The following is a 26,566-nucleotide window of genomic DNA, read 5'->3' as shown; positions in this document are numbered from 1 at the left end:
GCGGGCGCCTCAGTCAGCCATGTCGGGCGCGAAATGATCGTTCGCCTCGATGCTTTGCAGCGCTTCGCGGAACAAGCCAGCGTCGCGTGCGACGAGGCGCGCATCCTGGGTCGTCAGCGTTTGCTCGAAGCGCAGGATCATCTGTCCGAGATGGTCGCGGCTCTCACCGAGCAACTGTTCGTAGAGGCGTTCCGCCCTGGCGAGCAGGGTGCGGTTTTCCAGCGTGTCGCGCGGATGGATCTTGAGCGAGGCCAGCGCCTCGAGCCGGCGTGCGATATCCGCGGGGGCCAGGCTTCCTTCGCTCCCGGCGATCACCAGGCGGCGTGTCTCCGAGGTGGCCACGATAGTCACCTCGACTTCCAGCAAGCCGTTGACGTCGTAGGTGAATCGTACGTCCACACCTTCCGCATGCCCCGGGCCGGACGGCAGGGCCACGGTGAGGTCACCAAGGAGGATGTTGTCGCGCACCAGTCGCGACTCGCCCTGGTAGACGTCGATACGAAGGGACGCCTGGCTGGGGTCGATCGGTACACAGCGTTGCACGCGACTGACCGGCACCACGGTATTGCGCTGGATGATCGGCGAATAAAGGCCGTCCGCCCGTGTACCACCTTCCATGCGGCGCGAGACGGCGGTACCGAGCGTGTACGGACAGACGTCCGTCATCACCATCTCGTCGAGTGCCTTGTCCTTCATCTTGAGGCCGGCCTGGACGGCGGCGCCGAGCGCGACGACTTCGTCCGGATTCTGGCCCATGGCGGGGAAGCGGCCGAACATGCGCGTCGCAAGGGAGCGGATCATCGGCATGCGGGTCGCACCACCGGCGAGGACGACGTTGTCGAGGTCCGCGGCGCGGATGCGCGCATCGCGCAGCGCGCGCTCGATCGGGCGCCATAGTCGCGTCAGCAAGGGCTGCGACAACGTCTCGAAGGCGTCGGCCGCCAGGTCGACGCGTACGTCGCTGCCGCGCCAGGACACCTCGAACGCGGTGCTCGACAGGCTTCCGAGCTGGCGCTTGGCGGTCTCCGCACGCGCCAACAGGCGTTGCATGAACACCGCGTCGTCGCGTGCCGCTTCGGGGATGCCTTGTTTGAACGCGAGCTCGGCGATCAGGCTCACGAAGTCTTCGCCGCCGAGCATGTTGTCTCCAGCGCTGGCACGGACTTCCATCACGCCGTCGAACATCTCAAGGATCGAGACATCGAAGGTGCCGCCACCGAGATCGAAGACGAGGAACTGGGTCTCGCCCTGGGCATCGTGCAGACCATAAGCCAGTGCGGCCGCCGTCGGTTCGTTGAGGAGCCGCTCGACCCGGAGGCCGGCCAGTTCGCCGGCGGTGCGCGTCGCTTTACGCTGCGCGTCGGAAAAATAGGCAGGAACCGTGATGATCGCTTCGGTGATCGGGACGCCCAGGGCGGCCTCGGCATCGGCCTTCAGCGAGCGCAGGACCAAGGCGGAAAGCTCTTCCGCCCGATAATCGCGATCGCCCAGGCGGACGGTCCTGGCACTGCCCATGTAGCGCTTGAACAGCGAGGCGGTCTGCGCGGGATGCGTCTGCAGGCGCTCGCGAGCCGCCTCGCCCACCAACACGCTACCGTCCTGATCGATGCCGACACAGGAGGGCGTGAGAACCGAGCCGAGGACATTCGGGATGAGGCGTGGCGCGCCGTCGATCCACGCCGCGACGAGGCTGTTGGTGGTGCCGAGGTCGATCCCCACGATCATGCGTGTCTGTCCCTGGTACGGATGGCGTCGCCGCTCGCAGGGCACGCCATGACGCTCCCCTGGGAGGGAGCGTGGCGCGTTGGAGCCCCTTACAACGCGGTCAGATTCGCGTAAGCGTAAACCAACCACTTGCTCCCGGCATCCTCGAAGTTCACCTGGAGCCGCATGTGGGCGCCGGCGCCCTCGGCACTGACCACCGTGCCTTCGCCGAATTTCGGATGGCTCACGCGCTGACCGAGCGCGATGGGGGATGCTTCCACCAGCGAACTGCTGCCGCCTCCGCCCGCATAGCGGTCGGCGTAGGCCGGTCGCGACACCTGCACGCGGGGGCGCAACTCGTCGATCAGTTCCGGCGGGATCTCGCCAAGGAACCGGGAAGGCCGCGCCAGCATCTCCGTGCCGTGCATGCGGCGCGACTCCGCGTGGGAGACGTACAGGCGCTCGCGAGCCCGTGTGATGCCCACATAGGCCAGACGCCGTTCTTCCTCGAGGCGATTCTCTTCCTCGGTGGAACGCTGGCTGGGGAACAGGCCTTCTTCCATGCCGACGAGGAACACGATGGGAAACTCGAGCCCTTTGGCCGAATGCAGCGTCATGAGCTGGACGCAGTCGTCCCAGGCCTCGCCCTGGCCTTCACCGGCTTCCAGTGAGGCGTGGGAAAGGAAGGCCGAGAGTTCGTTGAGGCCGGCGTCGACATCTTCCGGCGTCATTTCGAAGCGGCTGGCGACGTTGACCAGTTCGTCGAGGTTCTCGACGCGCGCCTCGCCGTTGCCGCGCTTGTCGTTTTCGTAGAAGTCGCGCAAGCCGGTGTGGAGGATGGCGTGCTCGATCTGCTCGGCGAGGCTCAGCGCCGTCGGTGATTCGTCACCGTCGAGTTTGTCGTGACCGCCAAACGTGCGCGCCAGGTTGTCGATCATGCCGATGAACGCCTTGAGCGCGTTCTTCGCGCGTCCGGCGAGACCGCCGATGGAGGCTTCGGTGAGCATGGCCTCCCACATCGAGCTACTGTCGTTCCGCGCGCGGCGACGCAACTCGTCGAGCGTGCGGTCACCGATTCCGCGTGGCGGCGTATTCACGGCGCGCTCGAAGGCGGCGTCGTCATGGCGGTTCGACGCCAGGCGCAGGTAAGCCAGGGCGTCCTTGATTTCGGCGCGCTCGAAGAAGCGCAGGCCGCCATAGACACGGTAGGGCAGGTCGCGCTGGATCAGCTGTTCTTCGAAGTTGCGTGACTGCGCGTTGGAACGGTAGAGGATGGCGCAATCGCGCGCGTTGCCGGTCTCGGCGATGTGTTCGCGAATGCGCTCGATGACGAAGCGAGCTTCGTCCTGTTCGTTGTAGGCGGCGTACAGCGCAATGCGCTCGCCCTCGCCGCCATCTGTCCAGAGCTGCTTGCCGAGGCGGCCGCCGTTGCGCGAGATGACCGCGTTCGCGGCATTGAGGATCGTCGAGGTGGAGCGATAGTTCTGCTCCAGGCGGATCGTCTTCGCACCGGGGAAATCGTTGAGGAACTGCTGCACGTTCTCGACCTTCGCGCCGCGCCAGCCGTAGATGGCCTGATCGTCGTCGCCGACCACGAAGGCCTGGCCGGTGCTGCCGGCGAGCACGCGGATCCACGCGTATTGCAGCGTGTTGGTGTCCTGGAACTCGTCGATCAGCAGGTAGCGCCAGCGATCCTGGTAGTGCTTGAGCACCTGGGGATCCTTCAGCCACAGCTCGTGCGCGCGCAGCAGCAGCTCGGCGAAGTCGACCAGGCCGGCACGCTGGCACTGCTGCTCGTAGGCCTTGTAGATCTCGACGAAGGTACGCGTCACCGGATGGTCGCGATGCTCGATGCCGTCCGGCCGTTTGCCTTCGTCCTTCCAGTTGTTGATCTGCCAGCTGGCCTGGCGCGGCGGGAACCGGGCCTCGTCGAGCCCCAGTCCCGCGATGATGCGTTTGATCAGCCGTTGCTGGTCGTCGGAATCGAGGATCTGGAAGCCTTCGACCAGCCCCGCCTCGCGCCAGTGGCGCCGGAGGAGCCGGTGGGCGATGCCGTGGAAGGTGCCGACCGTGAGGCCCTGCGTGCCGCCGGGGATGATCCCGTCCAGCCGTGTGCGCATCTCGCCGGCGGCCTTGTTGGTAAAGGTCACGGCGAGAATCGCCCACGGCGGCACCCGCTCGACCTGGGTCAGCCAACCGATACGGTTGATCAGGACACGGGTCTTACCGGAGCCGGCGCCAGCGAGGATCAGATAGTGCCCGGGCGGGGCACTGACGGCCTCGCGCTGGGCGTCGTTGAGGGAATCGAGGAGATGGGAAACATCCATCCCCCCATTGTACCGGCTGGGGACTCAGTTCTTCCGGGAGAAGCCAGCCACGGCGACGATGCCGCCGATGACGATCCCGGCGATACCGGCCCACTGCGGGATGGCCTTGTCGTGCGTGGCCTCGAGCTTGGCCGAGCCGATCGAGGCGACCGTATCGGTCTTCTGGTAGCTGCCGTTGCCGAGGGTGACCCAGAGGCCGAGCCCGATAAGGATGACGCCGACGATGATGAGACCTGCACGCATGGTGATTTCCTCCCGTTCCAAGTGGCGCCGAGAATGCGGGGACGAATGTGCAGGTTTTGTGCGCAAAAAAAACCCCGAGAGCCAGGGGAGCTCTCGGGGCGGGGTGGAAGACCGGAACCAGGGGAAGAACCGGTCCACCTTGAGGGGGCCTCAGGGAGGTGAGACCCACCGATGGGACGCCGTTGCGTGCGTCCGAATATATAGACGGACAAAACGGGGCAAAGTTGCATCGCCGACGCAAAAAAAATCAGCCCGTGTTCATGGGCTGATTTTTCAACGACTTGCTGGGCAGGATATGTACGACTAAACGGAAAACTCACGTTTGGACGGCCAAAAGTGGCCAGAAAGTCTTAGCTTTGGCTTAGTGCGCCTCATCCCAGTTCATGCCTACGCCGATATCCACCTGCAGCGGCACGCTCAGTGACGCCGCGCCCGTCATGTGTTTTTCGATCCCCGCGCGAATGTCGTCGACCGCATCGGCGCGCACTTCGAAGACCAGTTCATCGTGCACCTGCATCAGCATGCGCACGTCGTCGCGCGGCTCGATCCATGCCGAGACCGCGATCATCGCGCGCTTGATGATGTCGGCCGCCGTGCCCTGCATGGGGGCGTTGATGGCGGCGCGCTCGGCGCCGGCGCGGAACGCCTGGTTGCGCGAGTTGAGGTTCTCCAGGTACAGGCGGCGGCCGAACAGGGTCTGGACGTAGCCATCGCGGTGCGCCTGCTCGCGCGTGGCATCCATGAAGGCGCGCACGCCTGGGTAACGCGAGAAGTAGCGGCCCATGTAGTCGGAGGCTTCGCCACGGTCCACGCCGAGCTGCTTGGCCAGGCCGAAGGCGCTCATGCCATACATCAGGCCGAAGTTGATCGCCTTCGCCGCGCGGCGCTGATTGGTCGTGACCTCCGCGGCAGGCACGCCGAACACTTCCGCCGCGGTCGCGCGATGCACGTCGCCCCCTTCCTGGAACGCGCGGACGAGGCCTTCGTCGTTGGAAAGGTGGGCCATGATGCGCAGTTCGATCTGCGAGTAGTCGGCCGCGACGATGCGCCAGCCCTCCGGGGCGATGAAGGCCTGGCGAATGCGCCGCCCTTCTTCGGTACGCACCGGGATGTTCTGCAGGTTCGGATCGGACGAGCTGATGCGTCCCGTCGCGACGGCACCCTGGTGATAGCTGGTGTGCACGCGGCCGGTGCGCGGGTTGACGATGCCGGCGAGCTTGTCGGTATACGTCGAACGGAGCTTGGCGAGGCCGCGATACTCGAGGATCAGTCGTGGCAGCTCGTGCGTTTCGGCGATGGCCTCCAGCGCTTCCTCGTTGGTCGAGGGCTGGCCGGTCGGGGTCTTGATCTTCGCGGCGAGGCCGAGCTCGTCGAACAGCACGGCCTGCAACTGCTTGGGTGAGTCGAGGTTGAACTCGTGACCCGCCGAGGCATGGGCGAGCTGCTGCAGTTCGACCATGCGCTTGCCGAGCTGCTGGCTCTGCAGGCGAAGGACGTTGGCGTCGATGAGCACGCCGGTGCGCTCCATCTTCGCCAGCACGGGCACCAGCGGGATTTCGATGTCCGCATACACCGCGCGCAGCGAGGGTTCGGCTTCGAGCTTCGGCCACAGGGCATGGTGCAGGCGTAACGTGACGTCCGCATCTTCCGCGGCATAGCGGCACGCCGTGTCGCAATCCACCTGCGAGAACGAGATCTGCTTCGCTCCCTTGCCGGCGACCTGCTCGTACTTGATGGTCGTGTAGCCGAGGTAACGCGTCGCCAGCGAGTCCATGTCGTGGCGCGTCGCTGTCGCATTGTAGATGTACGACTCGAGCATGGTGTCGTGCAGCAGGCCTTTCACGTCAACGCCGTAGTGCGACAGGATGTTGATGTCGTACTTGCCGTGCTGGCCGACCTTCGGGCGCGAGGCATCCTCGAAGATCGGTTTCAGGGCGCCAAGCACGTGGTCGCGCGGGAGCTGCGCCGGGGCGCCGGGATAGTCATGGCCCAGCGGGATGTAGGCGGCCTTGCCGGGTTCCACGGACAGGGACACACCGACGATATCGGCCAGCATGGCGTCGATGCTGGTGGTCTCGGTATCGAAGGCGATCAGCGGCGCGGTCTCGAGCTTCTCCAACCAGGCAGCAAAGCGATCTTCAGTGACGATGAGCTCGTAGTCGCCTTCGGCGGAGAGCGAGGCATCGGGCGGCGTGTGCGCGGCGACGGGCGTGGCAGCAGCAGGGGCCGGCGCGGCCGGGGTGCCGGCCTGGTCGAGATCCTTCAATGCCGCCTTGAAGTCGTAGCGCGCGTAGAGCTCGCGCAGCGCGTCGGTATCGCGCTCGCGCATGGCCAGTCCGGTGGGCCGGTATTCGAGCGGCACGTCGGTGCGAATGGTCACCAGTTCGCGTGACAGCGGCAGGCGCGGCATGGCCGCACGCAGGTTTTCGCCGATCTTGCCGCCGATGCGGTCGGCGTTGGCGAACAGGTTCTCGAGGTTGTGGTACTCGCCGAGCCACTTCGCGGCGGTCTTGGGGCCGCATTTCTCCACGCCGGGCACGTTGTCGATGCTGTCGCCCATGAGGGTCAGGTAATCGACGATCTGGTCGGGACGTACGCCGAACTTGGCGAACACGCCGTCCACGTCCATCGTGGTGTTGGTCATCGTGTTGACCAGCAAGGTATGCGGGCCAACCATCTGCGCGAAATCCTTGTCGCCCGTCGAGATGGTGGTGTGGATACCTTCTTCCGATGCCTGTCGGGCGAGCGTGCCGATCACGTCATCGGCTTCCACACCGGGAACGCAGAGTATGGGAAAGCCCAGCGCGCCGACGATCTTCATCATCGGCTCGACCTGGGCGCGGAGATCGTCCGGCATCGACGGCCGGTTGGCCTTGTACTCGGGGTACAGATCGTCGCGGAAGGTCCGTCCCGGCGCATCGCAGACGAAAGCTACGTAATCCGAGCCGGCTTTCATGGTCGTGCGCAGCATGTTGACGATACCGAAGAGCGCGCCCGTGGGCTCGCCGAAGGCATTGGTCAGGGGAGGTAGCGCGTGGAACGCGCGATACAGGTACGACGACCCGTCGATGAGCGTGAGCGTAGGCATACCCCCGATTCTCTCATGGCCGAACCGGAGCCGTCCGTTCACGTGGAAAGCGGCATGCGGCTTGCTATCCTCGTCACCCCGCACGGAGATTTCCCATGAACCGCACGCACGCCCTCGTTGCCGCGCTCGCCCTGGCGCTGGCACTCCCCGTGGCCGCCCAGACCGCTACGGACCCGAAGCTGACGCCGCTGCCGCCTCCGCCGGGACTGAACGATCCGGGCGTCAAGGCAGGCGAGCCGGATCGCTCCGGGCAGAAGCCGATTCCCCGCCCGGTGACCTATGACGAGGCCCAGGACGGTCGCACCACGCCCGCCACGTCGGATGCCCAGGGAGCACCGCGCTCACCGGTCGCCTTGCCCTCCATGCAGGACAACGGCAGCAATGCCCCCGCTCAGGAGATCCCCCAGGTGACGATCCGCCAGCAGGGCGACGACCAGGTTCAGGAATTTCGTTCGGGCGGCAAGCTGACGATGATCGTGGTGACGCCGAAGCATGGCGTGCCGCAGACCTATATGGCCGATCCCGAAGGCAAACTGCACGACCCCAAGAACGGCCCCGTCGATCCGGTCTATTACAAGGTTTACGAGTGGGGTGCGGCACCCAAGCCGGTCGACTCGAACTGAGCGGCTCTCAGCCGTCCAGTTCGGGGTAATGGCGGAAGATCCCCGTCGTGTTGAACGGTATCCGCCGCTCCGACGACAGGTAAGCCGAGATATTCGGTCGGTCCGCCACGCGCTTTTGCAGGTCGCGGAGCAGGGGTAGCTTCTGCTTCGCCATCGCCTTGGGAAACGCGTATGCCAGACCGGACATGACCTGGAACAGCGAGAGGTCGACATAGGAGTGCTCGCGTAGCGGGAACCTTCCGCCGCCGCGTTCGATGGTCTTCTCGAAGTAATCCAGGAACTTGGGGATGCGATTTTCCCGGAAGTCCTTCGAGCGTTTTTTCGCTTCGGCCTTCTGGTCTTCGTAGTACAGCTCCGAGGCCACCGGGTGGTGTGTGTCGTGCACCTCGGCCACGAGGTCGCTGATCGTGAGTTCGAGCTGGTGGGCATGCAGGCGCTTTGCCTCGCCCTCGGGGACCAGCCCGTGACGGGGGCCGAGGTACTGCAGGATGTTCGCCACCTGTGCGATGACCAGCCGGCCGGACGTGAGGAAAGGTGGGGCGTAGGGAACGGCGCCCTGGTGTTCGCCGTCGAGGAAGGGCGTCATGACGTCGTCGCCCTCGATGCGTGCGACATCCGTATAGTCGGCGCCCACGTCTTCCAGGCATAGCCGCACGAATTCGCCGCGCCCCTGCAAGCCTGTCCAGTAGTACAGCTTGTAGCTCATCGCATGCCTCCCTCGTCGAAGGCCGCGATCATGCCGGGGTGTCGTTCAAGCCAACGTGAGCGCGACGTCGCGGAACGCATTCCACACGGTCTGCGCGGGGGGTGAAAGCGACCGTGCGCGCCGACGCAGCAGCGTGACCTCGCGGACGACCTCGGGCGACACGTTCACGGCGACGAGGCCGGGGCGCAAGGCATCCAGCGACAGCGCTGGCGTGACCGTGACGCCAAGGCCTGCCTCCACCATCCGGAAAGCGGTGTGCGGATGACCCACCTCGAGTGTCACCTGCATCGGAATGCCCCGCGCGGCGAAGGCGGCGTCGATCAGCCGGCGCGAGCCCGAGGCGTAGTCGAGCAGGATCAGCGGCTCGTGCCCGAGGCGTGTCCAGCTGACGTGGCGTTGGCTCGCGAATGGGTGGTCGGCGCGACAGACCACGCGAAACGGATCGCGCAGGATCGTTTCGGTATCGAACTCTTCGGGCGTAGCCGGCTCGACCGTAAGTCCGAAGTCCACTTCGCCGCCGCGGACCGCATCCAGCACCTGCGCCTGGTTCTGGTCGCGCAGGATGATCTCGATGGCCGGGTGGTCGATCGCGCATCGCGCGATGCACGGGGGCACGAGACCGGCCGATAGCGTCGGGACGGCGGCCAGGCGTACACGGCCGCGCAGGGGGTCGGACTGCGTCCTTACGTGCGTCAGGACGCCGTCCAGCTCGTCTAGCACACGGGCGGCGGCCTGTTCGAGGTAACGGCCGGCCTCGGTCGGCACGACCTCGCGCGTACTGCGGTCGAAAAGACGCACGTCGAGCTCGGCTTCGAGGTCGGCAATCAGGCGGCTGACCGCAGGCTGGGTCAGGTGCAACGCCTCCGCGGCACGGCGGAAGTGCCGGTGATGGGCCACGGCGAGGAAGGCGCGAAGCTGGCGCATCGAGACATTCATGTGATTAATGTATCACCGGATAAGATAAAACGATTTGTCTTATCAGTCGTATCGGCATGAAATAGCGTCATCCCACTCTCCTGCCGGTTACGCCCATGCGCCGCTTCCTTCCCGACGGATTCACTCTTTCGCTGATTGGCACCGTGCTGCTGGCGAGCTTTCTTCCCTGCCGCGGCGCGACGGCCGAGGTCTTCGGTGGGCTGACGGACGTCGCCATCGCCCTGCTGTTCTTCCTGCATGGCGCCAAGCTGTCGCGTGAGGCGGTGGTGGCGGGCATGACCCACTGGCGGCTGCACCTCACCGTGCTCGCCAGCACGTTCCTCCTGTTCCCGTTGCTGGGGCTGCTGCTCAAGCCCGTGCTTTCGCCCCTGGTGTCCCCGGATCTGTACCTTGGCATCCTGTTCCTGTGCACCTTGCCGTCGACCGTGCAGTCGTCGATCGCGTTCACCTCGATGGCGCGGGGCAACGTGCCGGCTGCCATCGTGTCGGCATCCGCGTCGAGCATGCTCGGTATCTTCATCACGCCCCTGCTGGTCGGCGTGATGATCGCGGGCTCGGGGCAGGGTGGGTTGTCATGGCATGCCATCGGCGCGATCGTGCTGCAGCTGTTCGTGCCTTTCGTGGCCGGCCAGATCGCTCAGCGCTGGATCGGCGGTTGGGTGCGCAAGCACGCCGTGCTGCTGACCTTCGTCGATCGCGGATCGATCCTGCTGGTGGTCTATACCGCTTTCAGCGCGGCGGTTTTGCAAGGCCTGTGGAAGCAGTTGCCGCTGCCGGTGCTGGGCGGACTGGTCGTCGTCAACGTGGTGCTGCTGGCCTGCGCCCTGCTGGCGACGCGTTACGGTGCGCGTGCCCTGGGCTTCGCTCGCGAGGATGAAATCACCATCGTGTTCTGCGGCTCGAAGAAGAGCCTGGCCTCAGGCGTGCCGATGGCGAAGGTGCTGTTCGCCGGGCATCCGCTGGGGCTGATCGTGTTGCCGATCATGCTGTTCCATCAGATCCAGCTGATGACGTGCGCGGTGCTGGCGCGCAGGTATGCGCTGCGAGGAATCGCCGCTGAAGCGGCTCCCACAACGGTCGCCTCGTAGGTTGGGGCTGGCTGTTTGTGGGAGCCGATTCAGCGGCGATGCTCTTCGCGAGCACCCATCGCCGCTGAAGCGGCTCCCACAGTCGCGCGCTTAGTGGCGGAAGTGGCGAACGCCGGTAAAGACCATCGCCATATCGTGCTCATCCGCAGCGGCAATCACTTCGCTATCGCGCATCGAACCACCCGGCTGGATCACGGCACGAATGCCGGCCGCCGCAGCGGCATCGATGCCGTCACGGAACGGGAAGAACGCGTCGGACGCCATCGCGCTGCCCGGCACCACGAGGCCGGCTTCCTCGGCCTTGAGGCCGGCGATCTTCGCGCTGACCACGCGGCTCATCTGGCCGGCGCCGATACCCACGGTGCGGTTGTCGCGGGCATAGACGATGGCGTTGGATTTGACCATCTTGGCGACGCGCCAGGCGAACAGGAGGTCATCGAGTTCGGCGGACGTCGGCTGGCGCTTGCTGACGACCTTGAGTTCGTCGCGCTGCACCTGGCGATCGTCCGCGGTCTGCACGAGCAGGCCGGAGCCGACGCGCTTGATATCGTGCGTGTTGCGGCCTTCACCCAGCGGGATCTCGAGCACGCGCACGTTGGCCTTCTTCGTCGCTTCCTCGACGGCGCCGGCATCGACGACCGGCGCAATCAACACTTCGACGAACTGGCGCTTGAGGATCGCCTTCGCCGTTTCCGCATCCAGCGGGCGGTTGAAAGCGATGATGCCGCCGAAGGCCGAGGTGGGGTCGGTGGCGTACGCGAGTTCATAGGCCGCGAGGGGGTCGGCGGCGACGGCGACGCCGCAGGGATTGGCATGCTTGACGATGACGCAGGCTGGCGCGTCGAACTGGCGCACGCATTCCCACGCCGCATCGGCATCGGCGATGTTGTTGAAGGAGAGTTCCTTGCCCTGCAGCTGACGGAAGGTTGCCAGCGTGCCCGGCGCGGGATACAGGTCACGGTAGAACGCGCCGGCCTGGTGCGGGTTTTCGCCGTAGCGCAGATCCATCACCTTCACGAAACGGCCGTTGGACTGCTCCGGGAATTCGGCGTGCGAGGCGACGGCCGTGTGCGTCTGGTCGAGCGTGACGCCCGAGAGATAGTCGCTGATCGCCGCGTCATAGTTGGAGACGCGATTGAACGCGGCGACCGAGAGCTTGAAACGCGTTGCGCGCGAAAGCCCGCCCTTGGTTTCGATCTCGGCCAGCGCGCCTTCGTACTGTGCCGGATCGGTGAGGACGGCGACATCGTTCCAGTTCTTCGCTGCCGCGCGGAGCATCGCAGGACCGCCGATGTCGATGTTCTCGATCGCGTTCTCCAGCGTGCACGTCGGATCGGCCACGGTGCGTTCGAACGGATAGAGGTTCAGCACGAGAAGATCGATCGGGACGATGCCGTGTTCGGCCATGACCGCGTCGTCGGTGCCACGACGGCCGAGCAGGCCACCATGCACGCGCGGATGCAGCGTCTTCACGCGCCCGTCCATGATCTCGGGGAAGCCGGTGAGATCGCCGACATCGCGCACCGGGATGCCGGCATCGCGCAGTGCTTTCGCGGAGCCGCCCGTGGAGAGGATGTCGACGTTGGCCGCGACGAGGCGTCGGGCGAGTTCGGTCAGGCCCTGCTTGTCGGAAACGCTGACGAGCGCGCGGCGGACGGAAACGAGATCGGGCGTGGGCATGGGCACTTCCGGGGAGGAAAGCGCTCCATTATAGCGGCCCTTTAGGAAATGCCGTGGGCGGCCAGCTTCTTGCGCAGGGTGGCACGGTTGATGCCGAGGGCGACGGCGGCGCGGCTCTGGTTGCCTTCGTGGAAAGCGAGCACTTCACGCAACAGGGGGCCTTCGACTTCACGGATCACCAGGGCGTGAAGACCTTCGCCGCCTTCCGTATCGCCGATATCCGCCAGGTAACGACGGACGGTGCGGCTGACGCATTCGCTGAGGGCACTCTGCATGGAGGTCTCGTTGGCGGCCTCACCGGCAGTCAGTCTCACAGCGTTCAAGGCATTCCCCTCTCGCAGGCCGGGACACGAGTTCCCGGTCGGTTCTTTTAATGTGGTCGCTTGGATTGCGACACGGCCACACCATGGAAGGGGGTCGATCGTCGCGAAGGGAATCGAGTGTACTCGTCCCGGAAGGGGATGTGCAGGCTTGTAAAAAGAAATTTTTTCGAACGGTCAATCGAAGCTGAATGCGAAGGCGACGGCCCGCTGGCCCGGGTCTTGCACCTCGAACACCATCGCCGTCGTGGCCCCGCCATCCAGCCCGCGTGCACGCACGCCGGGGTCACCGACATAGTCGGCGGGTTCGAAGCGGCGCATGGCCAGGCGCTGGCCATTGGCATCCGAAAGCACGATGGTGACGACGGGATAAGGCTGCGCGAACGACGCATCGTTTCGTACGCTCGCAGTGATCAGCAGGCCGTCACGCACGGCCGGATGCTGCTCGACGTCACGAGCGAGCAGGCGCAGGCGTGTCGGTTCGGCCACCAGGGGCAGGCGACAGCCGACGACGGAGCAGCCGGCTTGCAGCGCTGGGCCGATGGTCGGGTCGGCGATGAGCGAGTCGCGCTTGGCCCAGGCGAGCTGGGCACCCAGGCCGAGCATCAGCGTGAGGCAGACGGTCACCCAGATGGCGCTCTGCCAGGAGCGTCGACGTGTCTTGGCGAACTTCGGCGTGAAGGTCAGCTGGGAGAAATCCTCAGCGGGCGCCTCGTCGTGAGTCGGCTCGCCGCTGACGTCATCGGGCAGGCGCGGCACCGGGCGTGGCCGGAAGACGGCCACGTCGGCGAGGGGTGGTTCCTGGTCGAGTGCCCGTTCCGGAAGGCGCGTGAAGGGCTCCGGTGGCAGTTGTGCGGCAAGCGTGCCAAGGGCGTTGAAGACGCCCTCGCAGTGGCCGCAGCGCACGCAGCCGCACGCCGGCACCAGAAGCTCGGCTTCCAGTTTGTAGACGGTGAGGCACTCGGGACACTGCGTATACATCGTTCGATCATAACGTGCGTGACCGGTAGAATCGTCTATCCGCTCACCCAATGGCCGTCCCGATGCCCTGGCTCGAACTCTCCCTGACGATCCGCGCCGCCGAGCAGCCGCGAGTCGAAACCGCTCTCGAAGACCTGGGCGCGCTGTCCATCACCCTTCAGGATGCCGACGCTGAAACACCTGACGAAGAGGCCATCTTCGAGCCCGGCGTGGGTGAACTTCCGTTGTGGAACCAGATCGTCCTGAACGCCTTGTTCGACGCCGATGCCGACAAGCGCGGACTCACGGCCGCCATCGCCGACGACCTGCCCTTCATCGAGCCAGCGCAGATCACATGGCGTGTGGTCGACGACCAGGACTGGACGCGCGCCTGGATGGACCAGTTCAAACCGATGCCCTTCGGTCGACGCCTCTGGGTCTATCCCTGGAATATCGAGCCGCCGGTGGAGGGCGACATCGTCGTCGTCCGCCTCGACCCCGGCCTGGCCTTCGGCACGGGCACGCACCCGACCACCGCGATGTGCCTGGAGTGGCTGGATGGCCAGCAGATGGCCGACAAGCTGGTTCTCGACTACGGCTGCGGCTCCGGCATCCTTGCGATCGCGGCACTGAAGTTGGGCGCCGCCCGCGCCGTCGGCATCGACAACGATCCGCAAGCGCTCATTTCCTCGCACGACAACGCCGAGCGTAACGGCGTGCATGCGGATCTGGCCGTCTATCTGCCGGGCGAGGCGCCGACCGAGCTCGCCGATGTGCTTGTCGCGAATATCCTCGCAGGGCCGCTGGGTGAGCTTGCCCCGACCTTTGCCGCCGCCGTGAAGCCGGGTGCACCGTTCGCGCTGTCGGGCATCCTTCATGGGCAGCACGAGGAATTGCTGGTGCGCTATGCGGAATGGTTCGAGGATCTCGAAGTGCGCACGCTGGAAGACTGGGTGCGCATCAGCGGTCGTCGCCGTAGCTGAATCGGACAGCTGTTAAATGTGGAAGCCGCTTCAGCGGTGATCAAACCATGTGGGAGCCGCTTCAGCGGCGAAAAGCCGACAGAGCAAAGAAGCCAGTGCAGTCATCGCTAGCGAAAGCCGCGAGGGGCAAGGCCCTTGGGGCCGCCGGCGCAGCTCTTCGAGGCGGGCGGTAGCTTCTCTCTCGCTCCGTCAGGGAGTCGGGGCCGCCCTCAGCTTATGCGGCCCCAAGGGCCTTGCCCCTCGCGCCACCGCACGCTGCGGTTGCGTGCGGTCGCGCGCACCGCCCACAAGCTCGAGGCGCTGCTGTTGTAGGAGCCGATTCATCGGCGAATCCTCAGCGCTGATATCGCGAACGAGGCCGAACATCGCATCGTGCAGGAGGTTCAACCGCTCACCCGATGCAACACAAGGCCTCACTCGAAGGTCCGATAGCCTGAGGGTTCGCCGCTGAAGCGGCTCCCACAGGGGTCGGGCGGCTCCCACAGGTGCCGCGGATGCCACAGGTGCAACAAAAAAGGCCGAAGTCACGCAGTGAGATCACCGCGTGACTCCGGCCTTCTTATCGAAACCTCACACCGGAGGCGGCGTTTCTTTCTGCTCCGCCATGCGCTTTTCCAGATAGTGGATGTTCTGTCCACCCTGCTGGAAACCGACGTCGGCCATGATGCGCTGCTGCAGCGGGATATTGCACTTCACGCCTTCGATCACGGTCTCGTTCAACGCCATGCGCATGCGCGCGATGGCGGTGGCACGATCCGGGCCGTGCACGATGATCTTGCCGATCATCGAATCGTAGTTCGGCGGGATGCGGTAGCCATCGTAGAGATGGGTGTCGACGCGTACGCCCGGGCCACCCGGCGCCTCGAAACGCTTCACCGTGCCGGGGCTCGGCATGAAGGTGTCGGGATCCTCGGCATTCACGCGGCACTCGATGGCGTGACCGGTGAACACGATGTCTTCCTGGCGGATCGAGAGCTTCTCGCCGCCAGCGATGAGCAACTGCTCGCGAACGAGGTCGATGCCGGTCACCAGCTCGGTCACCGGATGCTCCACCTGGATACGGGTGTTCATCTCGATGAAGTAGAAGCGGCCGCCCTCGAACAGGAATTCGAAGGTGCCTGCGCCGCGATAACCGATGCGCAGGCAGGCGTCGACGCAGACCTTGCCGATCTGGGCGCGCATTTCCGGGGTGATGCCGGGCGCCGGTGCTTCTTCGACAACCTTCTGGTGGCGGCGCTGCATGGAGCAGTCGCGTTCACCGAGGTGGATCGCATTGCCCTGGCCGTCGGCAAGCACCTGGATCTCCACGTGGCGCGGATTCTCCAGGAACTTCTCCATGTAGACCTGATCGTTGCTGAAAGCCGCCTTGGCTTCCTGCTTCGTCATGACGATGGAGTTGGCGAGGTGGGCCTCAGTGCGCACGACGCGCATACCGCGACCACCGCCGCCGCCCGACGCCTTGATGATGACCGGGTAGCCGATCTCACGGGCGATGCGGATGTTCTCGTCGGTGTCGTCGCCCAACGGGCCGCCCGAGCCGGGCACGCACGGCACGCCGGCCGCCTTCATGGCGCGGATGGCTTCGACCTTGTCGCCCATCAGGCGGATCACATCGGCGGTCGGGCCGATGAAGATGAAGCCCGAGGTCTCGACCTGTTCGGCGAAGTTGGCGTTCTCCGAGAGGAAGCCGTAGCCCGGATGGATCGCCTGGGCGTCGGTGATCTCGGCGGCGGCGATGATCCGGGGAATGTTGAGGTAGCTGTCGGCCGAGGGACCCGGGCCGATGCATACCGATTCGTCGGCCAGGCCGACGTGCTTGAGGTTGCGATCCACGGTGGAGTGCACCGCGACCGTCTTGATGCCGAGCGCGTGGCACGCGCGCAGCACCCGCAGCGCGATTTCGCCGCGGTTGGCGATGACTACCTTCTCGAGCATGGTGTCAGGCCTCAGGCGATGACGAACATGGGTTCGTCGAATTCGACCGGCTGGCCGTTCTCGACCAGGACAGCGACGACGGTGCCCGAGACGTCGGCCTCGATCTGGTTGAACATCTTCATCGCTTCGATGATGCCCAGCGTTTCACCTGCCTTGACCTGCTTGCCGACCGTGGCGAACGCCGGGGCGCCCGGCGTCGACGAGGCGTAGAAGGTGCCGACCATCGGCGCCTTGGTCACGTGGCCAGCCGGGAGACCGGTTTCGACCGGTGCAGCGGCGGCGGGCGCGACGGCGACGGGAGCGGCGGCCACCGGAGCGACTTGCTGCATCGGGGCGGCGTACATCTGCGGCGCAGCGGTGCCCTTCGGCACGCGGGACAGGCGTACGACTTCTTCGCCTTCCTTGATTTCCAGCTCGGCGAGGTTCGATTCCTCGAGCAGGTCGATGAGTTTCTTGATCTTGCGCAGGTCCATGGGACAAACCTTCTGGTGGTGGATGCGGTCCGCCGGCTGGGCGAACCGCCAATGGGAGTCAGGCCGCGGGCACCGCCAGGCGGAGCAGGGTGGCTTCTAGCGCCAGGCGGTAGCTGTCACCGCCAAAGCCGCAGATCACGCCGGTGGCCAGGTCGGACAGATACGAGTGATGGCGGAACGCCTCGCGCGCATGCGGATTGGACAGGTGGATCTCGATGAACGGGATCGACACGCCGGCAAGGGCGTCGCGGATGGCAATGGACGTGTGCGTGAACGCAGCCGGGTTGATCAGGATCCAGGCGACGCCTTCGTCGCGTGCCTGATGGATGCGGGCGATCAACTCGTGCTCGGCGTTGGACTGGAACCAGCTCAGTTCGTGGCCGGCCGCCTGGGCGCGGGCCTGCAGCGAGACATTGATGTCGGAGAGGGTCTCATGCCCGTAGACCGACGGTTCGCGCACGCCGAGCAAATTGAGGTTGGGTCCGTGCAGGACGAGGATCCTGGCCACTGTTCACCTGTGCCTTGTATCCGGGGTTCCGGAACGCCGCGCAGTGTGCGCCTGTCCCCCGGACTTGTCCAGTTCGGTGAAGATCGCCGTAGATCGCTGGAGATCGTGACTTTCCACACTGCAGCGTATGGTAGACCCTCAGCGCATTCGCCCCGAACAACGTTACGAGGGCATAGGCGGGGTGGGAGCCGATTCATCGGCGAATGGTGAATACACCCGCGGCGCAGCCGCGACCTTGAGGTGCTTGCCTCGGTTCCCGCCAAAGGAAGAGCATCGCCGCTGAAGCGGCTCCCACAGGGGTTCCCACAGGGGCTCTCACAACCTCACCCCTCCGGGAACAGCTTCTTCCAGCCCTCGATACCCAGCTCATCCAACGTCGCCATGTTCGCTTCGAAAATCGTCGAGGCCTCGGGGAAAGCGGCCACGGCCTTGTCGATGCTGTCCTCGCGGAGGAGGTGCAGGGTCGGGTAGGGCGAACGATTGGTGTAGTTGGTGATGTCGTCGGGACCGGTGCCCTCGAACTGGAAGTCAGGGTGGAAGCTGGCCACCTGGATGTCGCCGTCGAGCCCAAGGTCATCGACGGCCAGGTCGGCTACTTCAAGAAACTCGTTGAAGTCATCGAAGTCGCCCAGCACGCCGGGGTGGATAAGCAGCGTGGTATCGGTCACCTCGGGACTCACGTCGCGCAGGTGTTCGAGTTCCCGCTTGAGATCGTCGAGCAGTTCCAACGGCTGGGTGGCGGCGCTGACCACGTAACGGACCTGGCCTTTCTTGTGCACGGCCTTGGCGAACGGGCACAGGTTGAGGCCGATCACGGCCTTCTCCAGCCATGCCTGGCTGCGTGCGATCGCTTCGTCGGGGGTCGGCAGACCATCCATGGGGGTGTCCTTCATCGTGCGGGGGCGAGCCATTCGTCGAGTTCGGGCCCGGTAAACGTGCCCACTTTGCGGCGCAGGATACGCCCGTCTTCACCGATCAGGACGCTATAGGGCAGGACGCGACGCGTATTGCCGAGCGAGAGGGACCCGCCGGGCGCGTCGGCATCCACGAGCATGATGGGGTAGCTCACCGGCCGCCGGGCGAGATAACCGCGGACGCCGGTTGCCGTGTCTTCGGCCAGCCCGAGCACCACGATGCTGCGGTCCCGGTAGCGCGAATACGCCGCGTCGAGCAGGGGCATCTCCTGCCTGCACGGCCCGCACCAGCTCGCCCAGTAATTGATGAGCACGCGTTTGCCGTGCCAGTCCGACAGCTGACGTGCCTTACCTTCGACGGTCACGAAGCTGGCTTCCGGTGCCGGGTCGCCGATGTCGGCCACCGTCACGCCTGGGGGCGGTGGCGGATGCAGGCGCCGGTGCTCGACCCACAATCCGCCCGTCGCCCCGAGGATCGCCAGTACGACGATCCAGAAGGTCGGGCCGCGTGTCATGGCGACGCGGCGGCCTCGAGTGCCTGCTTGACGGTGTCGTAGGTAAGCACGGTGGAGAGCTTATGGCCGTCGCCACCTCCTTTCGGGTAGACCACGTACAGCGGCACGCCCACCGAGTGGTACTGCTCCAGGAAGGCGGCGATGGTCGCGTTCACGTCGGTCCAGTCGCCGCGCATGTACACGGTGCCGGTGCGCTTGAGCAGCGCCTTGAAGTCGTCCGTGTCGAGCACCGCGTGTTCGTTGGCCTTGCAGGTGATGCACCAGTCCGCGGTCATGTCGACCAGCACGGGTGTGCCGGCGGCACGCAGCTCGGCGAGTTTCTCCGGCGAGTACGGCACGATGCCGTCACTGGCGACCGTGGCCGCGGTCGGCGCCGGCAGGCCGTGCACGGTCCACAGGGCCGCCACGGCGCCCACCGCGAGCACGGCGGTGAAGATCCAGGACAGGCCGCGGTCGCGGTTGGCGTGGCGGCCATACCACCACAGCGCCATGGCCAACAGGACGGCACCGGCCAGCACGAGGGCCGTCGCGTCCGCGCCCCGCTGCTTGGTCAGCACCCACAGCAGCCACACCGCCGTGAGATACATCGGGAAGGCCAACGCCTGCTTCAGCGTCTCCATCCAGCGACCGGGGCGCGGCAACAGCCGGGCGATCGCCGGCACGAAGCCGATCAACAGGAAGGGCAGTGCGAGGCCAAGGCCGAGGGCGAGGAAAATCAGGAAGGCCACGGCGACCGGGGCGGCGAAGGCGAAGGCGATCGCCGAACCCATGAAGGGCGCCGTGCAGGGGCTGGCGACGACGACGGCAAGGACCCCGGTAAAGAAGTCGCCCGACGGACCCGAGCGCGACGCCAGGCCGCTGCCGACGTTACCCAGCGAGCCGCCGATCTCGAACACGCCCGACATCGACAGGCCCACGGCGAGCATCACGTAGACGAGGATGCCGATCGCCAGCGGCTGCTGGAACTGCGCGCCCCACTGGATTCCATGGCCGGCAGCGCGGATGCCGACGATGATCACGCCCAGGGCGGCAAAGGCGACGAGCACGCCGGCGGTGTACCAGAGCGCGTGCCGACGGGCGGCTCCCTGGCTCTCGCCACTCTCCAGCACGGTGATCGCCTTCAGCGACAGCACCGGCAGCACGCAAGGCATCAGGTTCAGCACGAGGCCGCCGAGCAGCGCCAGGCCGATGGCGGCGACGAAGCCGAGCGGCGCCTCGTTCTTCGGCATGAGGCCCGGAGGCGGGGGTGTCGGCGCGACGTCCTTCACGGCGGCGGCCGTCGCGGGCGCGGCGGAGGCCGGGGCGCCGACCGTCGCCGTACCGGCGCCGAAGTCGACGCTGATATGACGCTTCATTACCGGATAGCAGATGCCGTTCTCGAGGCAGCCCTGGTAGGCGACCTCGAGTTCGGTCGTCTTTGCGTCCGCCGCGCCCTTGACCGGCACGGGCAACTCCACCTGATCGAAATAGACGATGGTGTCGCCGAAATGTTCGTCGTGGTGGGCGACGCCGCTCGGCCACTCCGGCTCACCGGTGGTGACACCAGCGGGCGAGGCGACCGTGATCTCGGTCTTGTCGCGGTAGAGGTAGTAGTCCTTCGGCATGGTCCAGCGCAGCAGCAGGGCGTCGCGTGACTTGACCAGGGCTTCGAAGCGGAACGCCTGCTCGGCCGGCAGGGCGGCGGCATCGGTGCCCGGGGTCGCGGCCGGGGCGCCGAGCAGCGAGGCGCCATTGGCGGCGGTCGCGCCAGTGGGTGGCGTGGCGGCAGCGGCCGTCGGAGCGGGTCCCGTCGGAATGGTCGAGGCGCCACCGATGGTGAGCTTCAGGTGCTCGGTGTTCGGCGGGTAGCAGATCTTCGGCTCGACTTCGTGGCAACCCTGGTACTGGACGTCGAGGGCCAGGGTGGTCGTGCCGGCGGCGAGCAGCGTGTACGGCACGCTGGCTTCGATATCGCCGTGGTAGATCTCCACGTCGCCGAGGTATTCGTCGTGCTTCTTCAGGCCATCCGGCAAGGTCGGCTCACCGAGCGAGACCGCGCCGGCATCGGCCGCCTTGATCTTGATCCGGCCCCGATAGAGGTAATAGTCGGGCGCGATGCGCCAATGCAGCTTGACCATGCCGGGCTGGCTGGCGTCCGTGGTGAGGTGAAACGCCTCGGTGACGGGCAGCAGATCGTCGTCGCCCTGGGCGAATGCGGGCAGGGCAACGAGCAACAGGCCGAACGCGGCGACCAGGTTCCGCGCAAGGCGGCGAAGCGACGACATGGTGATCTCCGTGGAGCGATGCGGTGACGAGGCGCGTGGGGCGTCGATCATTATGACCGGGCGAACCCGGGTTAGCTTGCGTCGACACTCGCTTCCAGCCACGCCAGGTAGGGGGCATGGCCGGCAACGACCGGCAGGGCGACGATTTCCGGCACCTCGTAGGGATGGTGTGCCAGGACGAAGCGTTCCAGCGCCGCGAAGGCCTCGCGGGTCGTCTTTGCAACCAGCAGGTCTTCGTCGTCGGTCACGACCTCGCCCTTCCAGCGGTAAGTGGACCGCACGCCGGGCAGTCGGTTCACGCAGGCGGCGAGGCCCGCTTCGACGATGGCGCGGGCGAGGGTGTCGGCGGGTTCGCCCGTCGGGCAGGCGATGAGGACGACGATGGGTTCGGACATGGGTCGATTGTGGCCTCTTGCGCCCTTTTTTGAACCCGGGGCCTTGAACGGTTTCGTGGCGCCGCCATCTGTCGACCATCCGCAGCTCTTCCGAATCAGGAAAGCTTAGGGCTAAAATTCTGGCACTCACCCTGATCAAGTGCTAACAGGGTGGACCTTTTTCCTTATCCGTCAAACACATGTTTGGAGAAGTCATGAGCAAACTGCGCCCGCTGCACGACCGCGTCATCGTCAAGCGTCTCGAAGAAGAGCGCGTTTCCGCCGGTGGCATCGTCATCCCGGACAGCGCCACCGAGAAGCCCACCCGCGGCAAGGTGCTCGCTGCCGGTACCGGCCTCCTCCTGGCCAGTGGCCAGCTCCGTCCGATGGGCGTGAAGGAAGGCGACGTGGTCCTGTTCGGCAAGTATGCCGGCCAGGAAATCAAGGTCGACGGCGAAGATCTGGTCTTCCTGAAGGAAGACGACATCGTGGCGGTCCTGGAAGGCTGAGCTTTCGCTCGCCCCGTTCCCCCCGATCTCACTTACTAATCATTTAAGGATTCAAAGACCATGGCATCGAAAGAAGTCCGCTTCGGCGAAGACGTCCGCGCCCGCATGCTGAAGGGTGTCAACACCCTCGCCAACGCGGTCAAGGTCACCCTGGGCCCGAAGGGCCGCAATGTCGTGCTCGAGAAGAGCTTCGGCGTCCCGACCGTCACCAAGGACGGCGTCTCGGTCGCGAAGGAAATCGAACTCGCCGACAAGTACGAGAACATCGGCGCGCAGATCGTGAAGGAAGCCGCCTCGAAGACCTCCGACGTCGCCGGTGACGGCACCACGACCGCGACCGTCCTCGCCCAGGCATTCATCCAGGAAGGCCTCAAGGCTGTTGCCGCCGGCATCAACCCGATGGACCTCAAGCGCGGTATCGACCAGGCTGTCATCGCCGCCGTTGCCGAACTGAAGAAGCTGTCCAACCCGACCGCCGACGACAAGGCGATCGCCCAGGTCGGCACGATCTCGGCCAACTCCGATTCCAACATCGGTGACATCATCGCCACGGCGATGGGCAAGGTCGGCAAGGAAGGCGTGATCACGGTTGAAGAAGGTTCGGGCCTCGAGAACGAGCTCGACGTCGTCGAAGGCATGCAGTTCGACCGCGGCTACCTGTCGCCGTACTTCATCAACAACCAGCAGTCGCAGCAGGTTGAGCTGGACGACCCGTTCATCCTCATCCACGACAAGAAGATCTCGAACGTGCGTGAGCTGCTGCCGGTGCTCGAGGCTGTCGCCAAGGCTGGCAAGCCGCTGCTGATCGTTGCCGAGGAAGTCGAGGGCGAAGCCCTGGCCACCCTCGTCGTCAACACGATCCGTGGCATCGTCAAGGTCGCCGCCGTCAAGGCGCCGGGCTTCGGCGATCGTCGCAAGGCCATCCTGGAAGACATCGCTGTCCTCACCGGCGGCACGGTCATTTCCGAGGAAGTCGGCCTGGCGCTCGACAAGGCCACGATCACCGATCTTGGCCATGCCAAGCGCGTCGTGATCACCAAGGAAAACACCACGATCATCGACGGTGCCGGCGATGCCGAAGGCATCCAGTCGCGCATCAAGCAGATCAAGGCGCAGATCGAAGAGACCTCTTCGGACTACGACCGCGAGAAGCTGCAGGAGCGTGTTGCCAAGCTTGCCGGCGGCGTTGCCGTCATCAAGGTCGGCGCCGCGACGGAAGTCGAGATGAAGGAAAAGAAGGCCCGCGTCGAAGACGCCCTGCACGCTACGCGCGCAGCCGTCGAAGAGGGCGTGGTCCCGGGCGGCGGCGTCGCCCTGATCCGTGCACTGAAGGCGCTCGAAGGCCTGAAGGGCAAGAACACGGACCAGGACCTCGGCATCGCGATCACCCGTCGCACGCTCGAAGCCCCGCTCCGCGCCATCGTCACCAACGCCGGTGAAGAGGCTTCGGTCATCGTCAACCAGGTCAAGGCTGGCGAAGGTAACTACGGTTACAACGCGGCGACCGGTGAGTTCGGCGACATGATCGCCTTCGGCATCCTGGACCCGACCAAGGTCACCCGCTCGGCACTGCAGTTCGCCGCGTCGGTTGCCGGCTCGATCATCACGACCGAAGCGGCCGTGACGGAAGTGCCGAAGAAGGACGACGGCCACGGCCATGGCGGTGGTGGCGGTGGCATGGGCGGCATGGGCGGTATGGACTTCTAAGTCCAGCCACCTGGCTTGCTACACGAAAGGCCCCGCGCAAGCGGGGTCTTTTTTTTGGCTTCTTCGCGCATGTCCGGGCGTACGTGCCGTGCTTCGTTCGCGGGCTCGCTCGTCGACCTCGTGGGGCGGCTCGGCTTCGCCATCGCTCCGTACACTTGGGCGTCTCGCGGGGAGACCTTGGTGTCCACCCTCGCTGCTCAGACAGGTCCTCCGCGTTCCGTATAGGAAAGGCCGCTGACGCGGCCCGTGTGCCTATCTGGCCTACGGCCGCTCCACTTGTGCGGAACTCGCCTCGAGGGTGGACACCAAGGTCTCTCACGACGATACGGTTAGCGGGACGGCGAGCCGTGGGTGCGGTCGCCGAAGCGGGCCACTACGGCAGTCGTGCGGGTACATCCACTCCGGCTCGGTGAACTCATTCAGCGACGCTGCGCTGTCTCGCGCTGTCTCGCGCGGACGATCGCGACTAGCGCGCCGAGTCACCGTTTGGCGATGCCGATGGCGATGGCGCTAGCGACGAGCCAGCAGCCAAAGCGGCGTTGCTTCGTCGGCTCGACCCGCACGCACCTCAAGGATGAGAAGAGTCTTCGGTGCCCACCCTCGAGGCGAGTTCCGCACAAGTGGAGCGGCCGAAGGCCAAGTAAGAACATGGGCCGCGTTAGCGGCCTTTCCGGTACGAAACGCGGAGGACCTGTCTGAGCAGCGAGGGTGGGCACCGAAGGCTCTTTGCCTCGAGCCCCCAGCGAGGGTGGGCACCGAAGGCTCTGCGCCTCACACCCCAACGCAAGCGCTGAGGAAAGCTATTGGCCCGCGCCCGCCTCGGCGTCATGTTCGGCATCGCCTGGCTGGCGAGCGACATCGATGCCTGCGTCGGGCAGCGCGTAGCGGGCGAGCAGGGGATCGAGTTTGTTCTTCAGGCGAAGCAGGGCGACATTGCCCATCGCTGTATCGGTCAGCTTCGTGTTCGCGTCTTCCGCAGCCGTGTTGGCATCCGGCGAGCGGGTGAGCGCGGCGAGCTGGCCGCCGAGTACCTGGGTGAGGGCGAAATACGCGTCGTCGTGAATGCCGGCGCGCTCCAGCACGAGACCCGGAAGCATCCATGACGCCATGTCGCCGTGGACCGGCGGGGGGCCGTCGTTGTGTGCGTCTACCAGCACCCACGGGACCATCTGCGTATCGAACGGCTGGCCGTCGCGGAAGCCGGCGTGGTTGTACGTGTTGGTCAGTGCCGGAAGGTGGTCGCCGTAGAACAGCAGGATGGTCGGGCGTTCACGCCTGGCCAGCAGATCGGCAAGGCGGCCGAGTTCGGCGTCCGCGTGATGCATGTGATAGACGTAGTTCTGCCACTCGATCTTGTCCTTGCCTTCGACGCCGGCGGGGACGGGAATGGCATCGCGCTCGGCGACATTCGTGTTGTCGGAGCCATCGTAAGGACCATGCGCCTCGATGCTGATCGCGAAGACCAGGCGGGACGGTCCGGCATCCGGCAACTGCGCCATGATCTCGTCGGTCATGGCGCTATCGGCCATGTACGTGCCGTCGTTCTTCGCGTCCGCGGGGAAGCCGTCACGCGAGACGAAGCGGTCGAAGCCGATCGCCTTGAAGGCCGCCGGGCGATTCCAGAAATTCGGGTTGTGCCCGTGCACGGCGACCGTGTCGTAGCCATGCGAACGCAGGGCACGCACCATGCTCGGCACCACCTGGTTGTGCAGGTCCAGGTACGGATAACGCATGTTGCCGAAGTAGCGCAGTGAAAGGCCTGTCAGTACTTCGAACTCGGTGCGGATGGTGCCGCCACCGAAGGTCGGCACGTGCAGGCCGCCACCACTGCCTTGCTGCGTGAGGCGATGCAGGTTGGGCGCGACATCCGCGTCGTAGCCGTTCACCGCGGACGGATCGAAAAACGATTCGCTCTGGATGATGACGATGTCCGGCGGTTGCCGGGTGTGCTGCGCGGCCTGCGCCATGTGCTCACGTAACGCAGCGTCGTTGTCGCCGATGAGTTGGAGGGCGGCCTTGGGGTCGTCCTTGGGTTTGTTGCGCGAGGCCTGCAGATGAAACTGCATGAGGTTGGACATGACGCCGTTGTATCCGGCGTTCTCCGACGGCGACCACGGCATCATGCCGAGGCGCTGGCCGTTGTAGATCTTCGCCCAGCCCGGCGTACCCGCGAAGAGGGTGACGAAAAGCATGCCGAGCGCGAAGGTAGCGACGATCCGGCGGCCGTAGGTGCGTCGTGCGAACACGGGAGGCTCGAAGCGAACCAGGACGACGACCAGGCCGATCAGCGCGGCGATGGCCAGGTAGGGAGCGACCTGCCGCGGTAGGTAGCCGGAAAGCAGCGACAGGCCGCCGTTGCTCAGTTGCCCGACGAGGCCGAAGTCGGCCGGCAGCAACGGCGTGCCCAGGTTTTTCACCTTGATGGCGCTCACCGCGAAGACCGCGCCCTGGGCCAGGAAGGCGATACCAAAGGAGAGCCAGGTGCGACGTGTGAGCGTCAGCAGGAGGGTAGCCAGCATCAGTCCGGGCATGGCGTTGGCGATCAGGTGGCCCGGGCGGGCAAGCCACTGGTCCGTGCCCACGCCCGGGTTGCCGTCGATCAGCCCCGTGAGCAGGACGAACAGGACCGCCGTGATGAGCGGCAGCACAGCGCGTCCCGCGCGGTCACGCCAGGTTTTCGAAGCGCTGGTCATAAGAGCCGACTTCCGC

At 65.7% G+C, this 26,566-nt stretch carries 22 protein-coding genes; 5 read left to right on the top strand and 17 right to left on the bottom strand.

Translation table 11 applies throughout. The features are described from left to right. Positions 1-9: 9 nt before the first annotated feature. The 4 genes from BJI69_RS04615 to polA all read right to left on the bottom strand — a co-directional run bounded on the left by BJI69_RS04615 (position 10) and on the right by polA (position 7,362). Positions 10-1,725: a molecular chaperone HscC gene (locus BJI69_RS04615; RefSeq protein ID WP_046969171.1), complete on the bottom strand. Its 1,716-nt coding sequence runs from the start codon at positions 1,723-1,725 to the stop codon at positions 10-12. 89 nt (positions 1,726-1,814) lie between these two features. Beyond that, positions 1,815-4,031: a DNA helicase II gene (gene uvrD, locus BJI69_RS04610; RefSeq protein ID WP_046969170.1), complete on the bottom strand. Its 2,217-nt coding sequence runs from the start codon at positions 4,029-4,031 to the stop codon at positions 1,815-1,817. A gap of 24 nt (positions 4,032-4,055) precedes the next feature. After that, entirely contained in the window at positions 4,056-4,274 is a 219-nt protein-coding gene (locus tag BJI69_RS04605; protein ID WP_046969169.1) for a hypothetical protein, read from the bottom strand. 361 nt (positions 4,275-4,635) lie between these two features. After that, on the bottom strand, positions 4,636-7,362 hold the full coding sequence (gene polA / locus BJI69_RS04600; protein WP_046969168.1) for a DNA polymerase I: 2,727 nt from the start codon (positions 7,360-7,362) through the stop codon (positions 4,636-4,638). 95 nt (positions 7,363-7,457) lie between these two features. Between polA and BJI69_RS22720 the strand changes: the two genes are divergently transcribed. Next, positions 7,458-7,985: a DUF2782 domain-containing protein gene (locus tag BJI69_RS22720; protein WP_046969167.1), complete on the top strand. Its 528-nt coding sequence runs from the start codon at positions 7,458-7,460 to the stop codon at positions 7,983-7,985. 7 nt (positions 7,986-7,992) lie between these two features. Here BJI69_RS22720 and BJI69_RS04590 read toward each other — a convergent pair whose 3' ends face one another. Both BJI69_RS04590 and BJI69_RS04585 read right to left on the bottom strand, forming a co-directional pair. Further along, positions 7,993-8,691 (bottom strand): glutathione S-transferase, encoded by a 699-nt coding sequence (locus BJI69_RS04590; protein WP_046969166.1) that lies wholly within the window; start codon positions 8,689-8,691, stop codon positions 7,993-7,995. Between the two features lie 45 nt (positions 8,692-8,736). Beyond that, positions 8,737-9,615 carry a LysR family transcriptional regulator gene (locus tag BJI69_RS04585; protein WP_244465334.1) on the bottom strand — a complete coding sequence of 293 codons (879 nt, stop codon included), beginning with the start codon at positions 9,613-9,615 and terminating at the stop codon, positions 8,737-8,739. 107 nt (positions 9,616-9,722) lie between these two features. Between BJI69_RS04585 and BJI69_RS04580 the strand changes: the two genes are divergently transcribed. Beyond that, complete coding sequence (locus tag BJI69_RS04580) at positions 9,723-10,715, top strand: bile acid:sodium symporter family protein (protein WP_046969164.1); 993 nt, start codon at positions 9,723-9,725, stop codon at positions 10,713-10,715. A 90-nt stretch (positions 10,716-10,805) separates the two neighbouring features. On the opposite strand, the gene purH is transcribed toward BJI69_RS04580, so the two are convergent. From purH to BJI69_RS04565, 3 genes are all read right to left on the bottom strand, one after another. Then, positions 10,806-12,395 carry a bifunctional phosphoribosylaminoimidazolecarboxamide formyltransferase/IMP cyclohydrolase gene (gene purH / locus BJI69_RS04575; protein WP_046969163.1) on the bottom strand — a complete coding sequence of 530 codons (1,590 nt, stop codon included), beginning with the start codon at positions 12,393-12,395 and terminating at the stop codon, positions 10,806-10,808. Between the two features lie 41 nt (positions 12,396-12,436). After that, positions 12,437-12,670: a helix-turn-helix domain-containing protein gene (locus BJI69_RS04570; RefSeq protein WP_052767339.1), complete on the bottom strand. Its 234-nt coding sequence runs from the start codon at positions 12,668-12,670 to the stop codon at positions 12,437-12,439. Positions 12,671-12,892: 222 nt separating this feature from the next. After that, complete coding sequence (locus tag BJI69_RS04565; RefSeq protein WP_046969161.1) at positions 12,893-13,696, bottom strand: zinc-ribbon and DUF3426 domain-containing protein; 804 nt, start codon at positions 13,694-13,696, stop codon at positions 12,893-12,895. Positions 13,697-13,758: 62 nt separating this feature from the next. Here BJI69_RS04565 and prmA point away from each other — a divergent pair, with 62 nt between their 5' ends. After that, positions 13,759-14,658: a 50S ribosomal protein L11 methyltransferase gene (gene prmA, locus BJI69_RS04560; protein WP_046969177.1), complete on the top strand. Its 900-nt coding sequence runs from the start codon at positions 13,759-13,761 to the stop codon at positions 14,656-14,658. A 570-nt stretch (positions 14,659-15,228) separates the two neighbouring features. Here the strand turns inward: prmA and accC are convergent. The 7 genes from accC to cutA all read right to left on the bottom strand — a co-directional run bounded on the left by accC (position 15,229) and on the right by cutA (position 21,662). Beyond that, complete coding sequence (gene accC / locus BJI69_RS04555) at positions 15,229-16,593, bottom strand: acetyl-CoA carboxylase biotin carboxylase subunit (RefSeq protein ID WP_046968178.1); 1,365 nt, start codon at positions 16,591-16,593, stop codon at positions 15,229-15,231. 11 nt (positions 16,594-16,604) lie between these two features. Then, a complete protein-coding gene (gene accB / locus BJI69_RS04550; RefSeq protein WP_046968177.1) occupies positions 16,605-17,066 on the bottom strand; it encodes an acetyl-CoA carboxylase biotin carboxyl carrier protein in 462 nt (153 codons plus the stop codon). 58 nt (positions 17,067-17,124) lie between these two features. Continuing rightward, positions 17,125-17,574 (bottom strand): type II 3-dehydroquinate dehydratase, encoded by a 450-nt coding sequence (gene aroQ / locus BJI69_RS04545; RefSeq protein WP_046968176.1) that lies wholly within the window; start codon positions 17,572-17,574, stop codon positions 17,125-17,127. Positions 17,575-17,897: 323 nt separating this feature from the next. Continuing rightward, positions 17,898-18,452 (bottom strand): DUF1415 domain-containing protein, encoded by a 555-nt coding sequence (locus BJI69_RS04540; protein ID WP_046968175.1) that lies wholly within the window; start codon positions 18,450-18,452, stop codon positions 17,898-17,900. A gap of 11 nt (positions 18,453-18,463) precedes the next feature. Further along, a complete protein-coding gene (locus tag BJI69_RS04535) occupies positions 18,464-19,003 on the bottom strand; it encodes a TlpA family protein disulfide reductase (RefSeq protein WP_046968174.1) in 540 nt (179 codons plus the stop codon). Next, positions 19,000-21,267, bottom strand: coding sequence for a protein-disulfide reductase DsbD family protein (locus BJI69_RS04530; protein ID WP_046968173.1), 2,268 nt, complete (start codon positions 21,265-21,267; stop codon positions 19,000-19,002). The genes BJI69_RS04535 and BJI69_RS04530 overlap by 4 nt, the downstream gene beginning before the upstream one ends. A gap of 71 nt (positions 21,268-21,338) precedes the next feature. Then, positions 21,339-21,662, bottom strand: a complete 324-nt coding sequence (gene cutA, locus BJI69_RS04525) for a divalent-cation tolerance protein CutA (RefSeq protein WP_046968172.1) — start codon at positions 21,660-21,662, stop codon at positions 21,339-21,341. Between the two features lie 194 nt (positions 21,663-21,856). Between cutA and BJI69_RS04520 the strand changes: the two genes are divergently transcribed. Together BJI69_RS04520 and groL are read left to right on the top strand one after the other, a co-directional pair. Next, positions 21,857-22,150, top strand: coding sequence for a co-chaperone GroES (locus tag BJI69_RS04520; RefSeq protein ID WP_046968171.1), 294 nt, complete (start codon positions 21,857-21,859; stop codon positions 22,148-22,150). 60 nt (positions 22,151-22,210) lie between these two features. Continuing rightward, positions 22,211-23,857 carry a chaperonin GroEL gene (gene groL / locus BJI69_RS04515; protein ID WP_046968170.1) on the top strand — a complete coding sequence of 549 codons (1,647 nt, stop codon included), beginning with the start codon at positions 22,211-22,213 and terminating at the stop codon, positions 23,855-23,857. 800 nt (positions 23,858-24,657) lie between these two features. Here the strand turns inward: groL and BJI69_RS04510 are convergent. Continuing rightward, a complete protein-coding gene (locus BJI69_RS04510; protein ID WP_046966221.1) occupies positions 24,658-26,550 on the bottom strand; it encodes an LTA synthase family protein in 1,893 nt (630 codons plus the stop codon). Between the last annotated feature and the right edge of the window lie 16 nt (positions 26,551-26,566).

Origin of the sequence: Luteibacter rhizovicinus DSM 16549, from assembly GCF_001887595.1 — a bacterium.
GTDB lineage: Bacteria > Pseudomonadota > Gammaproteobacteria > Xanthomonadales > Rhodanobacteraceae > Luteibacter > Luteibacter rhizovicinus.
The sequence above is the reverse complement of the archived record's forward strand: the minus strand, read 5'-3'. Positions and strand labels throughout refer to the sequence as shown.

Bases quoted from the DNA above. Each gene is read 5' to 3' on its own strand.
- BJI69_RS04615 (WP_046969171.1), bottom strand. From the start codon at position 1,725: ATGATCGTGGGGATCGACCTCGGCACCACCAACAGCCTCGTCGCGGCG.
- uvrD (WP_046969170.1), bottom strand. From the start codon at position 4,031: ATGGATGTTTCCCATCTCCTCGATTCCCTCAACGACGCCCAGCGCGAG.
- BJI69_RS04605 (WP_046969169.1), bottom strand. From the start codon at position 4,274: ATGCGTGCAGGTCTCATCATCGTCGGCGTCATCCTTATCGGGCTCGGC.
- polA (WP_046969168.1), bottom strand. From the start codon at position 7,362: ATGCCTACGCTCACGCTCATCGACGGGTCGTCGTACCTGTATCGCGCG.
- BJI69_RS22720 (WP_046969167.1), top strand. From the start codon at position 7,458: ATGAACCGCACGCACGCCCTCGTTGCCGCGCTCGCCCTGGCGCTGGCA.
- BJI69_RS04590 (WP_046969166.1), bottom strand. From the start codon at position 8,691: ATGAGCTACAAGCTGTACTACTGGACAGGCTTGCAGGGGCGCGGCGAA.
- BJI69_RS04585 (WP_244465334.1), bottom strand. From the start codon at position 9,615: ATGCGCCAGCTTCGCGCCTTCCTCGCCGTGGCCCATCACCGGCACTTC.
- BJI69_RS04580 (WP_046969164.1), top strand. From the start codon at position 9,723: ATGCGCCGCTTCCTTCCCGACGGATTCACTCTTTCGCTGATTGGCACC.
- purH (WP_046969163.1), bottom strand. From the start codon at position 12,395: ATGCCCACGCCCGATCTCGTTTCCGTCCGCCGCGCGCTCGTCAGCGTT.
- BJI69_RS04570 (WP_052767339.1), bottom strand. From the start codon at position 12,670: ATGCAGAGTGCCCTCAGCGAATGCGTCAGCCGCACCGTCCGTCGTTAC.
- BJI69_RS04565 (WP_046969161.1), bottom strand. From the start codon at position 13,696: ATGTATACGCAGTGTCCCGAGTGCCTCACCGTCTACAAACTGGAAGCC.
- prmA (WP_046969177.1), top strand. From the start codon at position 13,759: ATGCCCTGGCTCGAACTCTCCCTGACGATCCGCGCCGCCGAGCAGCCG.
- accC (WP_046968178.1), bottom strand. From the start codon at position 16,593: ATGCTCGAGAAGGTAGTCATCGCCAACCGCGGCGAAATCGCGCTGCGG.
- accB (WP_046968177.1), bottom strand. From the start codon at position 17,066: ATGGACCTGCGCAAGATCAAGAAACTCATCGACCTGCTCGAGGAATCG.
- BJI69_RS04540 (WP_046968175.1), bottom strand. From the start codon at position 18,452: ATGGATGGTCTGCCGACCCCCGACGAAGCGATCGCACGCAGCCAGGCA.
- BJI69_RS04535 (WP_046968174.1), bottom strand. From the start codon at position 19,003: ATGACACGCGGCCCGACCTTCTGGATCGTCGTACTGGCGATCCTCGGG.
- BJI69_RS04530 (WP_046968173.1), bottom strand. From the start codon at position 21,267: ATGTCGTCGCTTCGCCGCCTTGCGCGGAACCTGGTCGCCGCGTTCGGC.
- cutA (WP_046968172.1), bottom strand. From the start codon at position 21,662: ATGTCCGAACCCATCGTCGTCCTCATCGCCTGCCCGACGGGCGAACCC.
- BJI69_RS04520 (WP_046968171.1), top strand. From the start codon at position 21,857: ATGAGCAAACTGCGCCCGCTGCACGACCGCGTCATCGTCAAGCGTCTC.
- groL (WP_046968170.1), top strand. From the start codon at position 22,211: ATGGCATCGAAAGAAGTCCGCTTCGGCGAAGACGTCCGCGCCCGCATG.
- BJI69_RS04510 (WP_046966221.1), bottom strand. From the start codon at position 26,550: ATGACCAGCGCTTCGAAAACCTGGCGTGACCGCGCGGGACGCGCTGTG.